The 14,496-nt window shown below is 56.7% G+C and carries 9 protein-coding genes; all 9 read left to right on the top strand.

What is annotated here, in order from left to right; all coding sequences use genetic code 11:
- The first annotated feature begins 105 nt into the window (after positions 1–105).
- The 9 genes from rpsA to REH59_RS21605 all read left to right on the top strand — a co-directional run bounded on the left by rpsA (position 106) and on the right by REH59_RS21605 (position 14,412).
- Positions 106–1,782, top strand: a complete 1,677-nt coding sequence (rpsA, locus tag REH59_RS21645) for a 30S ribosomal protein S1 (RefSeq protein ID WP_003252673.1) — start codon at positions 106–108, stop codon at positions 1,780–1,782.
- Positions 1,783–2,213: 431 nt separating this feature from the next.
- Positions 2,214–2,510, top strand: coding sequence for an integration host factor subunit beta (ihfB, locus tag REH59_RS21640; protein ID WP_003252675.1), 297 nt, complete (start codon positions 2,214–2,216; stop codon positions 2,508–2,510).
- Between the two features lie 21 nt (positions 2,511–2,531).
- Positions 2,532–2,795 carry a lipopolysaccharide assembly protein LapA domain-containing protein gene (locus tag REH59_RS21635; RefSeq protein ID WP_003252676.1) on the top strand — a complete coding sequence of 88 codons (264 nt, stop codon included), beginning with the start codon at positions 2,532–2,534 and terminating at the stop codon, positions 2,793–2,795.
- Between the two features lie 102 nt (positions 2,796–2,897).
- The gene (locus tag REH59_RS21630; protein ID WP_014860627.1) at positions 2,898–4,331 is read left to right on the top strand and encodes an MBL fold metallo-hydrolase RNA specificity domain-containing protein; all 1,434 of its coding nucleotides are present in this window, start codon (positions 2,898–2,900) and stop codon (positions 4,329–4,331) included.
- 327 nt (positions 4,332–4,658) lie between these two features.
- Positions 4,659–6,101, top strand: a complete 1,443-nt coding sequence (locus REH59_RS21625) for a mannose-1-phosphate guanylyltransferase/mannose-6-phosphate isomerase (RefSeq protein ID WP_014860628.1) — start codon at positions 4,659–4,661, stop codon at positions 6,099–6,101.
- 130 nt (positions 6,102–6,231) lie between these two features.
- Positions 6,232–7,593: a phosphomannomutase/phosphoglucomutase gene (locus REH59_RS21620; protein WP_014860629.1), complete on the top strand. Its 1,362-nt coding sequence runs from the start codon at positions 6,232–6,234 to the stop codon at positions 7,591–7,593.
- 2 nt (positions 7,594–7,595) lie between these two features.
- Positions 7,596–8,390, top strand: coding sequence for an ABC transporter permease (locus tag REH59_RS21615; protein WP_014860630.1), 795 nt, complete (start codon positions 7,596–7,598; stop codon positions 8,388–8,390).
- On the top strand, positions 8,387–9,604 hold the full coding sequence (locus tag REH59_RS21610) for an ABC transporter ATP-binding protein (RefSeq protein WP_010952816.1): 1,218 nt from the start codon (positions 8,387–8,389) through the stop codon (positions 9,602–9,604). The genes REH59_RS21615 and REH59_RS21610 overlap by 4 nt, the downstream gene beginning before the upstream one ends.
- On the top strand, positions 9,601–14,412 hold the full coding sequence (locus REH59_RS21605) for a glycosyltransferase (RefSeq protein WP_014860631.1): 4,812 nt from the start codon (positions 9,601–9,603) through the stop codon (positions 14,410–14,412). The genes REH59_RS21610 and REH59_RS21605 overlap by 4 nt, the downstream gene beginning before the upstream one ends.
- Positions 14,413–14,496 lie beyond the last annotated feature (84 nt).

Here is a 14,496-nt window from a genome sequence, read left to right as displayed (position 1 = left end):
GGGCACCAGTCAACGTCCTGCCGGCTTTCCTTTACTTAAAACGAACCCACATTGTCTGGAATGTGGTTATGGGCGTCTGTTTCGCCCGAATCTACAGGAATTAAAATGAGCGAAAGCTTTGCAGAACTCTTTGAAGAAAGCCTGAAAACCCTCAATCTTCAGCCGGGTGCGATCATCACCGGTATCGTTGTCGACATCGACGGCGACTGGGTTACCGTACACGCTGGCCTGAAGTCCGAGGGCGTCATCCCGCTCGAGCAGTTCTACAACGAAGCTGGCGAGCTGACCATCAAGGTCGGTGACGAAGTTCACGTTGCGCTGGACGCGGTCGAAGACGGCTTTGGCGAAACCAAGCTGTCCCGTGAAAAAGCCAAGCGCGCCGAGTGCTGGATTGTTCTGGAAGCAGCTTTCGCCGCCGAAGAAGTGGTCAAGGGCGTTATCAACGGTAAGGTTAAGGGCGGCTTCACTGTCGACGTTAACGGCATCCGTGCGTTCCTGCCGGGCTCCCTGGTTGATGTCCGCCCAGTGCGCGACACCACCCACCTGGAAGGCAAAGAGCTGGAATTCAAGGTCATCAAGCTGGACCAGAAGCGCAACAACGTTGTCGTTTCCCGTCGCAGCGTGCTGGAAGCCGAGAACAGCGCCGAGCGCGAAGCCCTGCTGGAAACCCTGCAGGAAGGCCAGCAAGTCAAAGGTATCGTCAAGAACCTCACCGACTACGGCGCATTCGTGGACCTGGGCGGTATCGACGGCCTGCTGCACATCACCGACATGGCCTGGAAGCGCATCAAGCACCCATCGGAAATCGTTAACGTTGGCGACGAAGTCGACGTACGCGTTCTGAAGTTCGACCGTGAGCGCAACCGCGTTTCGCTGGGTCTGAAGCAGATGGGCGAAGATCCGTGGGTAGCTATCACTGCCCGTTACCCAGAAGGTACTCGCGTACAGGCTCGCGTTACCAACCTGACCGACTACGGCTGCTTCGCTGAGCTGGAAGAAGGCGTTGAAGGTCTGGTACACGTTTCCGAAATGGACTGGACCAATAAGAACATCCACCCGTCGAAAGTCGTTCAGGTTGGCGACGAAGTGGAAGTCATGGTTCTGGACATCGACGAAGAGCGTCGTCGTATCTCCCTGGGCATCAAGCAGTGCAAGTCCAACCCATGGGAAGACTTCTCCGGCCAGTTCAACAAGGGTGACAAGATCACCGGTACCATCAAGTCGATCACCGACTTCGGTATCTTCATTGGTCTGGACGGCGGCATCGACGGCCTGGTTCACCTGTCCGACATCTCCTGGAACGAAACCGGCGAAGAAGCCGTGCGTCGTTTCAAGAAGGGCGACGAGCTGGAAACTGTCATCCTGTCGGTTGACCCAGAGCGCGAGCGCATCTCCCTGGGCATCAAGCAGCTGGAAGACGATCCGTTCTCCAACTTCGTTGCTGTCAATGACAAGGGCGCTATCGTCAAGGGCATCGTGAAAGAAGTTGACGCCAAAGGCGCCATCGTCACCCTGGCCGACGACATCGAAGCCACTCTGAAAGCTTCCGAAATCAGCCGTGACCGCGTTGAAGACGCGCGTAACGTTCTGAAGGAAGGCGAAGAGATCGAAGCCAAGATCATCAGCGTTGACCGCAAGTCCCGCGTTATCAGCCTGTCGATCAAATCGAAAGACGACGCTGAAGAGCGCGAAGCTATCCAGAGCCTGAAAAACGCTCCGGAAGCTGCTGCCGACACCACCATGGCTGCGCTGCTGCGCGAAGCAATGGCCAAGCAGAACTGAGTTCTGTTTGATCGGTAGAAAAAGGGCGACCCTCGGGTCGCCCTTTTTTTATGCTCGGCAATCAGGCGGTGCGGTGGATGGCGCTGCTGGACCACGCCAGCTTCAGGCTGGCACAACCCGGTGTAGGAGCGGGTTCACCCGCGAATCAGGCAGCGCGGTGGATGGCACCGGCTTCGCCGGTGTTCGCGGGTAAACCCGCTCCTACACCGATGGCGCTGGATCACACTCGCCTCAGGCCGACGCACCCCGTTGTAGGAGCGGGCTTGCCCGCGAATCAGGCAGCGCTGGCCTGCCTGAGTGGTAGACCATTCTTGAATTACTTCAATCTTGAATTTTTTTATTAAGTCAAGATCCACCCTGTTCAAATCCTTCCCAGCGTGCTACAAACTGGTTAAGCAATGATCTAGCTGCTTGATAACGAAGGGAAAAATATGACGAAGTCGGAGCTGATCGAACGTATTGTCACCCATCAGGGGCTGCTCTCGTCCAAGGATGTGGAGCTGGCCATCAAGACCATGCTTGAGCAGATGTCGCAATGCCTGGCTACCGGCGATCGCATCGAGATCCGCGGTTTTGGCAGCTTCTCGCTGCACTATCGCGCCCCCCGCGTGGGCCGTAACCCGAAGACCGGCCAGTCGGTCAGCCTCGAAGGCAAGTTCGTGCCGCACTTCAAACCCGGCAAAGAGCTGCGTGATCGGGTCAATGAAGAAGACGAGGCTGAAGCCTGATCTACCAAGGAGAGAATTCTGATGCGTAACCTCAAGCGCGCCCTGGCGGCAGTATTCGTGCTGCTGTTGGCGGCTGTGGTGCTGTTCTTCGTGCTGGAGAACCAGCAAGCCGTGTCATTGGTCCTGTTCGGTTGGGCTACGCCAGCCATGCCGGTTGCTGTTCTGGTATTGGCTGCCTTGGTCATTGGCCTGGCGGTCGGGCCATTGCTGGGGGCTTACGGCGTGCAGCGCAGCAAGCGCAAGATCAGGGCTTCGGCCCGTCAGGCGGCACTGAACGGCAACTAAGGAAATTTCCTACACCTATTAAAGAAAGGTTCACCTATGCATGCGTCGGCCGTCATGGAGTAATAGTCCACTTCATTTTCGGTCCAGGCGAGTGTGCGCAGCATGGAATATCCCAGCCTTTCCCATCACGGTGGTACCCGGGGTGTCACCGGGTCCTGTCACCAGCTGCACCTCGGCCCATCCACCAGTTTGCTGGTCGACTGCGGGCTGGAACAGGGAAGTGATGCGCCGCCCGGTGCAGCATCCGCCCCCCTCGGTTTTGATATCCAGGGTATTCAGGCTCTGGTCATCACCCATGTCCACCTCGACCATGTTGGGCGCATCCCTGCGCTGCTGGCAGCGGGTTACCGTGGCCCTATCCTGTGCAGCGAACCCTCGGCCCGGCTGCTGCCGCTGGTACTGGAAGACGCCTACAAGCTGAGCATCAGCAGCGAGCCTGCGCAGGTGGCGCGCTACCTCGACTTCATCCATGACCTTATCGTGCCGCTGCCCTTTGAGCAGTGGCACACGGTGGTTGAGTACCCTGGTCTTGCCTGCCGTATTCGCCTGCAGCGGGCAGGGCATTTGCTGGGTTCCGCTTATGTCGAGTGTGATATGCAGCATGAGCACACCAACACCCGGTATGTGTTTTCTGGTGACCTGGGCGCTTGTGGCAACCCGCTGCTGCGCCCGGTGCAACCTCCGGAGCGTGCCGATGTGCTGGTGCTGGAAAGCACCTACGGCGACCGCCTGCACCCACAGGCAGGCGACCGCCGTCAGCGGCTGGAAGACGCCATCGACCGAGCCCTCGCCGACAAGGGCACCCTCCTGATTCCCGCATTCAGTCTTGGTCGTACGCAGGAGCTGCTGTACGAGCTGGAAGACATTCTGCACCGCAAAGCCCTACTGAACACTACCGGTCCGGCTCCGGACGGTGAGCCGATCGACTGGTCACAGTTGCCCATCATCCTCGATTCGCCCTTGGCTCAGCGCATCACCCGCGTGTACCGGGAGCTGCACGAATACTGGAATGCAGAAGCCAGGGCGCGTGTTGCAGCAGGGCGTGATCCACTCGGCTTCAGCCAACTGATCAGTGTGGACACCCATGCCCGCCACCAGCAGGTGGTGAACTACCTCAAGAGCACTGGGCGACCGGCGATCGTGATTGCCGGCAATGGCATGTGTTCGGGTGGGCGCATCGTCAATTACCTCAAGGCCATGCTGGGGGATCCGCGGCATGAGGTGATGTTTGTCGGCTATCAGGCCAAGGGGACGCCGGGGGCGGTAATCCAGGCGAGTGAAGGGGCAGAAGGGTTTGTGCAGATTGATCTGGATGGGCAGATGTACGAAATCCGGGCGAAGGTGGTCACGGTGGGTGGGTTTTCGGGGCATGCTGATCAGGCGGGGTTGGTCGGTTTTGTCAACGCAATGTCGCGCGTGCCGGGGCGGGTTGTGTTGGTGCACGGGGAGCAGCGTGCGAAGCTGATTTTGCAGCAAGTTCTCAGGGCTAGCCGAGAAACGCATAACCCATGCTTTGAGGTAATTATTCCTGAATAAAGCGGGTTGGCCATTGAACGTTCACGCGCGCAGTTGTCTCAAACCTGCCATTTGAGTTTCGCCGCCCGACGATGCAGTTGCTAAAACGGCGGTTGAACAGCCGACTGAAGATGCGCTCTCTGGCGCTCCTCGGGGGACAAGCTACATGAAAAAAACTCTGGTATTCTACGAGCCTCAGCTCGGGTCTGGAGCCTGGATGGCCAGGAATTGCCTCGCTGGGCGCGTATATTTATTGCTGCTGCACCCGACCGCAGCGGCTGTCAGATATTAAGATACATGTAGGTTTCCTGAGGTTTGAAACTTCAAGTGGCCGTTAAGGACTCAAATATGGAATTGATCCCGGTAATTTTATCCGGTGGCGTTGGTAGCCGTCTGTGGCCAGTATCACGTGAGGCTCATCCCAAGCCGTTCATGACCCTGCCAGACGGTCAGAACCTCATCCAGAAGACTTTCCTGCGAGCCGCCGACCTGAACGGTGTGGTTGAAATCCTTACGGTCACCAACCGCGAATTGCTGTTCAAGACCGAGGACGAATATCGCACCATCAACAAGCAGAACCTCAGCCAGGGTTACATTCTCGAACCCTTCGGTCGCAATACCGCCGCAGCCGTGGCCGCTGCGGCATTGCAGCTTCTGCAGTCCCACGGCCCTCAAGTGCACATGCTCGTGCTGGCGGCCGATCATCTGATCCAGAACGAAGCGGCTTTTTCCGAAGCAGTCAGCAAGGCCGTTCAGCTGGCAGGCGAGGGTTGGCTGGTCACATTCGGCATTAAACCCCAATACCCTGAAACCGGCTTTGGCTACATCGAGGCTGCGGATGGCGGTGTGCTCGAAGGTGGGCTAAGAGTCGAGCGTTTCGTCGAAAAACCCGACGCCAAAACCGCTGAGGCCTATGTCGCTGCTGGCAACTATTTCTGGAACGCCGGCATGTTCTGCTTCCAGGTTGGCACTGTGATCGAGCAGTTCAGGGCTTACGCTCCTGATGTGCTTGAAGCTGTCGAGCGTACCCTCGAAGCCTCGCGCCGCTCTACCTCCAAAGGCTATAGCTGCCTGGCTCTGGATGCAGAGTGCTTCGCCAGCGTGCCGGACATCTCCATCGATTACGCCTTGATGGAACGCTCGAGTAAAGTGGCGACCATTCCGTGCGATATCGGGTGGAGCGATATTGGCTCGTGGAATGCTGTCAGCGAACTGACCCTGCCGGATGAGCATGGCAACCGCTTCGACGGCGAAGTGATGGCTTACGGGGCGAGCAACAACTATGTCAGCACCGAAGACCGCCTGGCTGCGCTGGTAGGTGTTCAGGACTTGCTGGTGGTAGACACGCCTGATGCACTGCTGATTGCTCATAAAGACCACGCTCAGGACGTGAAACATATCGTCAAGCGCTTGAAGAACGATGGTCACACCGCCCATTTACTGCATCAAACAGTGCACCGCCCCTGGGGTACTTACACCACCTTGGAAGATGGTGAGCGCTTCAAGATCAAACGCATTGTGGTCAAGCCCAAGGCGTCGCTGTCCCTGCAGATGCATCACCACCGCAGTGAGCACTGGATTGTGGTGAGCGGTATGGCAGTGGTGGTCAATGATGATCAGGAACTGATGCTCAACACGAACGAATCCACGTTCATTCGGGCGGGTCACAAGCACCGTTTGCAGAACCCGGGTGTAATCGACCTGGTGCTGATCGAAGTTCAAAGCGGCGACTACCTGGGCGAAGACGATATCGTTCGCTTCGAGGATAACTACGGTCGTTGCGACGCCTGATCCAGCCTCTCCAGTCGACCCCGTGGGCCTGATCCAAGCGCGGGGTCGATTTCGCTCGGCAAGCCTGTCGCCGACTTTCCCCTTTTTCGAATGGTGTTCGCTCAAGCGCCGCCGTATACAAGTGAGATGTATGTACCCACCCATTCAGACCCGCTGCTTCAAAGCCTATGACATTCGCGGCCAAGTGCCGGCTGATCTCAATGAGGATGTTGCCTATCGTATTGGTCGTGCCTTGGTGGCTGAGCTGGGTGGGCGCAGCTACGTGGTAGGTCGTGACATGCGCTTGGAAAGCCCGACTCTTTCCCAAGCATTGATGAGGGGCCTTACTGAAGGCGGCGCCGACGTTATAGATATTGGCCTTTGTGGCACCGAGGAAGTGTACTTCGCTACCAGCCACTACCAGGCCGGCGGTGGCATCATGGTAACCGCCAGCCATAATCCCAAAGGCTATAACGGCATGAAACTGGTGCGCGAGCATTCGCGACCTATCAGTGGTGACACGGGCCTCAAGGATATTCGCCAGCGGGTGGAATCCGGTGATTTGGGGACCGCAGCCCCGGCCGCAGGCAGTGTTCGCCTGGCGTCCGACAAAAGCGCTTACATCGACCACCTGCTGACCTATGTGGACCTGGCTACCCTCAAACCATTGAAAGTGCTGGCGGATCCGGGTAATGGTGCTGTCGGCCCGGTGCTGGAGCTGTTGAAGGCGCGCCTGCCACTGAAGCTCACTGTTATCAATGGGGAACCAGATGGCAACTTCCCTAATGGCATCCCCAACCCGCTGCTACCGGAAAACCGTGACCTTACACGCCAAGCTGTCCTGGATACCGGTGCAGACATGGGTATTGCCTTCGATGGTGATTTCGATCGCTGCTTCTTCTTCGACAATCAGGGGCGTTTCATCGAGGGCTACTATGTAGTTGGCCTGTTGGCTGAAATGCTGCTGGCCAAGCACCCAGGCAGCAAAATCATTCACGACCCGCGCCTGACCTGGAACACCATCAAACAGGTTGAAGAAGCAGGGGGAATGGCAATCCAGAGCAAGACCGGCCATGCCTTCATAAAAGAGCGTATGCGCGCCGAAGATGCGGTATATGGCGGCGAAATGAGCGCCCACCATTACTTCCGTGACTTTGCCTACTGCGACAGCGGTAACATCCCTTGGCTCCTGGTCGCTCAGTTGATGAGCGTAACGGGCAAAAGCCTGGGGCAACTGGTGGACGAACGTATTGCAGCGTTCCCGTGCAGTGGCGAAATCAACTACGAAGTGGAGGATGTTAAAGACACTATCGAGAAGATTCTTGCTCACTACTTGCCGCAAAACCCCAGCGTCGACCGCACCGACGGTATCAGCGTAGAGTTCGCTGACTGGCGTTTTAGCCTGCGTGGGTCCAACACCGAGCCATTGCTGCGCCTCAATGTCGAGAGCCGAGGCGATCAGGCTTTGGTTGAGCGCCAGGTTGCACAAATCGCCGGCTTAATCAGAGGTTAATTATGTTTGGCATGATCAAAGGTATATGGAGCTATCGAGGCTTCATTATCTCTTCAATCAAGAACGAATTCATTTCACGCTTTGCGCGAAGCAAACTGGGCGGGCTGTGGATGATTATTCATCCCCTGGCCCAGGTCGCCATCTATGCGCTGATCCTGTCCAACGTGCTGGCCGCGAAGCTGCCAGGCATTGACAATAAATACGCTTATGCCTTGTACCTGATGGCCGGCATTCTGGCCTGGAACCTGTTTGCCGAGATCGTCAGTCGGTGCCTGACGCTATTTATCGAGCAGGGCAATATTATGAAAAAGATGCGCTTTCCGCGTATTACGCTACCGGTTATCGTGGTGGGCTCGTGTTTGCTGAACAATGTCTTGTTGTTCGCAGCAGTGATGCTGGTTTTCTCATTGCTTGGCCACTATCCGACGCTGCAGATACTTTGGCTAATCCCGTTGGTGATGATCGTCGTTGCATTAAGCGTTGGCATTGGCCTAGTGTTGGGTATTCTCAATGTTTTTCTGCGGGATGTCGGTCAGGTAGTGCCCATCGTGCTGCAGGTGTTGTTCTGGTTTACCCCAATCGTTTACATGGTCAATGTGATACCTGAACACCTTCGGGCCACCCTTAGTTTTAACCCCATGTATCCCATTGTTACTGCCTATCACGACGTACTCCTGTACGCTAAAGCGCCTGATTTGAGTCAGGCGGTTGTCATGATCGGGATTTCCTTTGGTCTGTTGTTGCTTGGCCTGTTCCTGTTTCGTCGGTCTGTGCCTGAAATGGTGGATGTACTATGAGCCTTTTGAGTGTCAGTGATGTGGGCAAAGCCTACAAAACGTACCGTTCGGAACTGCAACGAATCGCCCACTGGTTCTTTTTGCCCACTAAGGCAAGCAGTGAACACTGGGTGTTGAAACACATCAACTTTGCAATTGAACCCGGCGAAGCCATCGGCATTATCGGGCAAAATGGCGCCGGCAAGTCCACCTTGCTGAAGATGATCACCGGGACGTTGCAGCCGACCCAGGGTCGAGTACAGGTCAATGGCCGAATCGCAGCCATTCTGGAGCTGGGCATGGGTTTCAATCCAGAGCTCAGTGGCCGCCAGAACGTGTACCACGCTGCGGGTCTGATGGGTTTCGATGTACAGCAGATCAATGATGTCATTGATGACATTGAAGCCTTTGCCGAGATTGGCGAGTACTTTGATGAGGCAGTGCGTACCTATTCCAGCGGTATGCAAATGCGCGTCGCATTTGCCGTGGCGACTGCGTTCCGTCCAGAAATCCTTATCGTCGATGAGGCGCTGTCAGTAGGGGACAGCTATTTCCAGCACAAGAGTTTTGAGCGCATCCGTGAGTTCCAGCGGCTGGGAACATCGCTTTTGATCGTGTCACATGATCGTGGCGCCATCCAATCGCTGTGCAGCCGGGCCTTGCTTCTGGAAAACGGCTCCATCATCAAGGATGGGCCACCAGAGCAGGTCATGGATTATTACAATGCCCTGATTGCCGAGAAAGAAAACAGCACCGTGCAAGTCAAGCAACTGGCTGATGGCACCGTGCAGACGCAGTCGGGCAGCGGCGAGGCAACTATCGGTACCGTTGCTTTGTACGACATGCAAGGCACGCCTGTCGAGTTCGTGGCTGTGGGTGACAAAGTGACCCTGAGCGTGCAAGTAGAGGTGCACGCGCCGATCCCTGAGCTTGTAGTCGGCTACGTGATCAAGGACCGTTTAGGCCAACATGTTTTCGGTACCAATACCCACCACTTGGGCAAAGCCCAGAAGGCGCTTGAAACCGGTGAAAAACTGGAGTACCGCTTCGACTTCGAGATGAATCTGGGGCCTGGTTCCTATTCTGTAGCGGTTGCCTTGCATGCCAATGAGGTGCACATCGGCAGCAATTACGAATGGCGAGACCTGGCGTTGGTGTTCAACGTGGTCAATACCTCAAAGCCCCAATTTGTCGGCATGGCTTGGGTTCCAACAGCTGTGGAGTGCATCCGGTGAAAAAACCTTTCTATCGCGCTTTCGAGGATCGCTACCGTGGCTCCACGAAACTGATCACCGAGCGGCTGCAGGTGTATATGCCGTTCCTTCATCCGCTGTTGGCACTGGATGACGAGCATCGTGCGATTGACTTGGGCTGTGGCCGTGGCGAGTGGTTGGGTGTACTGGCCGGGGAGGGCTTCAATGCAGTTGGCGTAGACCTGGATGACGGCATGCTGGAGCAATGCCGGATCGAGGGTTATGCCGTTGAAAATGCCGACGCCGTTGCCAAGCTTAAATCGTTGGCCGACGCCAGCCAGGTGCTGGTGTCCGGGTTCCACATTGCCGAACATGTCCCGTTCCCGGTTTTGCAAGAGCTGGTAGGGCAGGCGCTTAGAGTACTCAAGCCCGGTGGGCTGCTGATACTGGAAACCCCCAACGCCGAAAACCTCATGGTGGGGACCAACAGCTTTTACCTCGACCCCAGCCATGAAAAGCCTATCCCCAACCTGCTACTGAGCTTTTTGGCGGAATACGAAGGCTTTGGTCGTAGCAAACTCGTGCGGTTGCAAGAGCTCTCACCACTACCCGCACACGAGGACATGCGCCTGCTGAATGTGCTCAGCGGTGTAAGCCCAGACTACGCGGTAATTGCTCAGAAAGATGCCCCGGAGCCGACACTTTCGGCCTTCGCCAGCGCCTTCGATGCTGAGTATGGGGTGACCCTTGAGGACCTGGCTGAGCGCTATGAAGAAAGGCTGGCTAGCAACTTCCAGCAAGTGGGCGAAAGCGTCGAAAGCTGCCATTCGGCATTGTCGCAAGTTAACCTGGAGCTGGGTCAGCACCAGGCAGCCCTTGTGGATTTGAGCCAGGAAGTCGAGCGTCATCGCGCCGAACTGGAGAGCCTCAAGCAAGTGGTGAACGGCCTGAACCACCATCTGGCCGATACCCAGCAACGGCTGGCTCTTGCTGATGAGCGTATGGCGGCGACGCAAGCCTGGATCGATAAGCAACAGGCCAAATCGCTGGTAGCTATCGTCAAACGCACAGCCAGGCCGCTTGCCATCAGGATGATTCGGTCGGTACTCGGCAACCAGGTGCTGCGACACAATGCCAACCAGTTGCTGCGCAAATTCCCCAAGCTGCACCATCAGTTGAAACTGTTCGCTCAGAACCGCGGGCTTATTGGGGGCGGTGCATTCGCATCGGCGGCCATGGGCCACGTCGGGTTCCAGGCAGTAGATTACTCGAGGGTAAGTTTTGCCGTATATCCCAAAGCGCCGCTGCTGCCTGAAGGCTATTACCTGAAGGACGAGGCTGTCGCACCGGCGTTTAATGCCGTGCGGATCACGGGGCATATCGAAGGCCATTACAGCCTCGCCATCGTCAACCGCGGCCTGGGTGTGGCGTTGTTCGACATGCTGGAGGGCAAGCTCGCGTTCCAGCCCTACCATGGTAAGGCGTACGACAATGTCATCGAGATACCAGCCTTCCAGCAGCGGCTGACAAATGCAATAGGCCAACCGTTGGATGAAGCGTTGGAAGGGGAAGTGCTGTCGATTGTTCATCACTACCCCATGATCAAGGACCTGAAAGGCGCTGGCATGCGGCTGGTCATCTTCTTCTGGGAAGAAACCGCAATCCCGTACGAGACCATCAGCTTCATTAACGAAAACTTCGATGCTGTTATCGTGGCCGCTTCTTTCGTAAAGAAAGTGCTGCACGATTCTGGCTGTGAAGTACCGGTGGTCATCTGCCCTGTCGGGGTAGATCACATCATTACCAATGAAGTGGCACCGATTACCGATATTCGTCCCGCTGCCGGGCAACGGTTCCGATTTTTGCATGTATCGTCGATGTTTGAGCGCAAAGGCCCTGACGTGCTGCTTGAGGCCTTTGCCGAGGCTTTCTCCAGCGCCGATAACGTCGAGCTGTACATCAAGACGTTCCCCAACCCGCATAACCGCGTACATGAATTGATCGCCAACCTCTCGGCTGATCGGCAAGACATGCCATCGATCGTGGTTGACGAAAGCCCTATGGACGACCAAGGCATTATCGCGTTGTATCGTTCCGCGCACACGCTGGTGCTGCCAACGCGTGGTGAAGGCTTCAACTTACCAGCGGCTGAAGCGCTGGCAATGGGGTTGCCGGTAATCGTCACCGGCTTTGGTGCGCATGTTGATTTCTGCACGCTTGGCACTGCCGAGCTGCTGCCGTTCTTGTTTGCCAAGTCGGGCAGCCACTTGGGTGCGGCTAATTCATGCTGGGTCGAACCGGACAAGCATACCTTGGCCCTCAAGATGGGCGAACTGCGCGGCAAAATCGTCGAAGGCGACGATGCACTCGAGCAGCGCCGGCGCCAGGGCATTGAACTTGTTCGCAGCATCTACACTTGGGAGCAGAGTGCGCAGGCGGTTTTAGCCAGTGCCAACTGGCTCAAACACGAAATGCCGGCGGCCGCCGCCAGCAAGACCAAACTGGTGGTGGTTTCTCCTTGGGCAACCAAATGCGGCATTGCTGAATACACTCAGGCATTGCTCAGTGAGTTCAAGCAGGACGATTACGACGTTCGCATTTACTGCGATGAGCGCACCACAGACACAACCTCCGATGTCTATCAGCCTGCCTGGAGGCTTTCCGACGCCAAATCGATGTGCAAGGTGTTGGCCAACGAGGGCTGTGCCGATGCTGATGTTGTTTTGGTGCAGCATCAGCCGAGCCTTTTCGCCCTCAATGATGAAGTTTGCGAGCGTCTGGCGCAGTTGCACGATCAGGGCAAGGTTGTGGTGCTTGAACTGCACTCTACGCAGCCGTTGATTACCGACCACCGCCTTTCCGAGAGGGCCGTACGTTCGCTGCACAAGCTTGACCGCATCATCGTCCACAAGCCTGAAGACCTGAATAACCTATTGGTGCTGGGCCTGGCCGCCAACGTCATGATGATGGCGCACGGTGTTATCTCTCCGCTCACTGACGTGCAGCCGGCGGATGTCCGCGATGAGTTGGGTATCGCTCAGGATGACCTGGTCATTTCGTGTTTCGGCTTCATTCTTGCCCACAAGGGTATCGACACGCTGATCGAGACCATTCTGCCGTTGGCGCAAGAAACAGGCCGCAATGTTCACATGCTCGGTTTGCACTCCATCCTCGATGCGCGCAGCGAACAGACACTGGATGCTTACCGGGCCAGGGCGGTTGAGCTTGGTGTGGATGACAAGATCACCTGGGTTACCGATTTCCGCCCCATCAAGGAGTGCCTGCGCCTGATGAGCGCAGCGGATTACGTGATCTTCCCCTACAAGGAAACACAAGAAAGCGCCAGCGGTGCGGTAACGATCGGCATTACCACCCTCAAGCCGGTGCTGGTGAGCCCGATCCATATCTTCTCGGACATGGCTGAAGCCACCTTGCAGATGACCGGTAGCCACGCTGCGGACATCGTGGCGTCGATCGCAGAGCTTGAACGCAACCCGGACAAGGCTCAGGCGTTGGTGGCGCGACAGGAGCGATGGATTGACGACCGCAGTTGGGAGCGGGTTTCTGCCCGCCTGAGCGCTACCGTGCAGGCACTGTTGTTCGAAAACAACCACCTCGCCCCGATTGTGGAAAAGCACCGCCGACTCAGCCCGGGAATCAGCCCGGCAGCACCGAAGAAGTTGCTGGTGGATGTGTCCGAGCTGTACTTCCGCGATGCTAAGACTGGTATTCAGCGCGTCGTGAAGCGGGTAATCAATGAATTTCAGCGCGGTGAGGGTGTTGATTACCAGGTAATCCCGGTATTTGGCGTTACCGGCAAAGGGTATAGGGTTGCAAGTGGATATCCAGGCTCCAGTGCCTATGTGGCCAGCTTGAGCGAATGCCCGATTGAGTACTCGGCGGGGGATGTGTTCCTGGGGTTGGACCTGAGCGCGCATTTGTTCCCCGAGTTTGATGGCGAGCTCGAGCGCATGCGCCGTGCAGGCGTGGGTATCCACTTTGTGGTTTATGACCTGATCCCGTTGTTGCACTCAAGGTTTGCCTACCCCGGTATTGATGGCGCCTTCAACAACTGGATGCGTTCTATCAGCCAATATGCCGATGGGGTTGTGGCGATCTCGGCTGCGGTGGCTGCTGACGTTAAAGTCTGGTTGCAGCAGCACGGTGGCGGGCGTGTGATGCCGTCCATCAGTCATTTCCACCTGGGGGCTGATATCGAAGAGGTTCAAGGCCAAGGCAGCTCTACGCTGGAAGATACGTTCATTGACCAATTGAAAGCGGTGCCCACATTCCTTATGGTGGGTACGCTTGAGCCACGCAAAGGCCATGCACAGACTTTGGCTGCGTTTGATGTGCTGTGGGCCCAGGGTGTAGAGGTGAACCTGGTGCTGGTTGGCAAGGAAGGCTGGGCCGTCGAGCAGTTGGTCCAGCACCTGCGTGCGCACCCACAATTGGGCAAGCGCTTGTTCTGGCTGCAAGGGTTGAGCGATGCCGACCTGACCGAACTCTATAGCGCCAGCTGTGCGTTGATCGCCGCCTCGGAGGCCGAAGGCTTTGGCTTGCCGTTGATTGAAGCTGCACAGCACAAACTGCCCATCATTGCGCGCGATATACCTGTGTTCCGCGAAGTGGCGGGGGAGTTTGCCTATTACTTCCAGGGCGTGTCCGCGGATGAGCTGGCTCACGCCATGAAGCAATGGCTGGAGCTGTTCCAGCAAGGTGCCCAGCCGCTTTCGGATGAGATGCCTTGGCTACATTGGAGTGAAAGTGCAGCTGAATTAAAACGCCTGGTGTTGGGTGTGACGGAAAATACTCAGCTAAAGCATAAGGCGCCTGCTCAACTGCACTGATTGCGTACGCTTGGCCATCCATGAACCCTGCAGTGCGGCGCGGCCGCACTGCAGGGTTTTTGCCATATGGCTTGTATGAGGCAC

Origin of the sequence: Pseudomonas sp. BO3-4 (genome assembly GCF_034044115.1) — a bacterium.
Taxonomy (GTDB): domain Bacteria; phylum Pseudomonadota; class Gammaproteobacteria; order Pseudomonadales; family Pseudomonadaceae; genus Aquipseudomonas; species Aquipseudomonas alloputida.
Note: the sequence above shows the minus strand (reverse complement) of the source record. Positions and strands in the feature narration are given on the sequence as shown.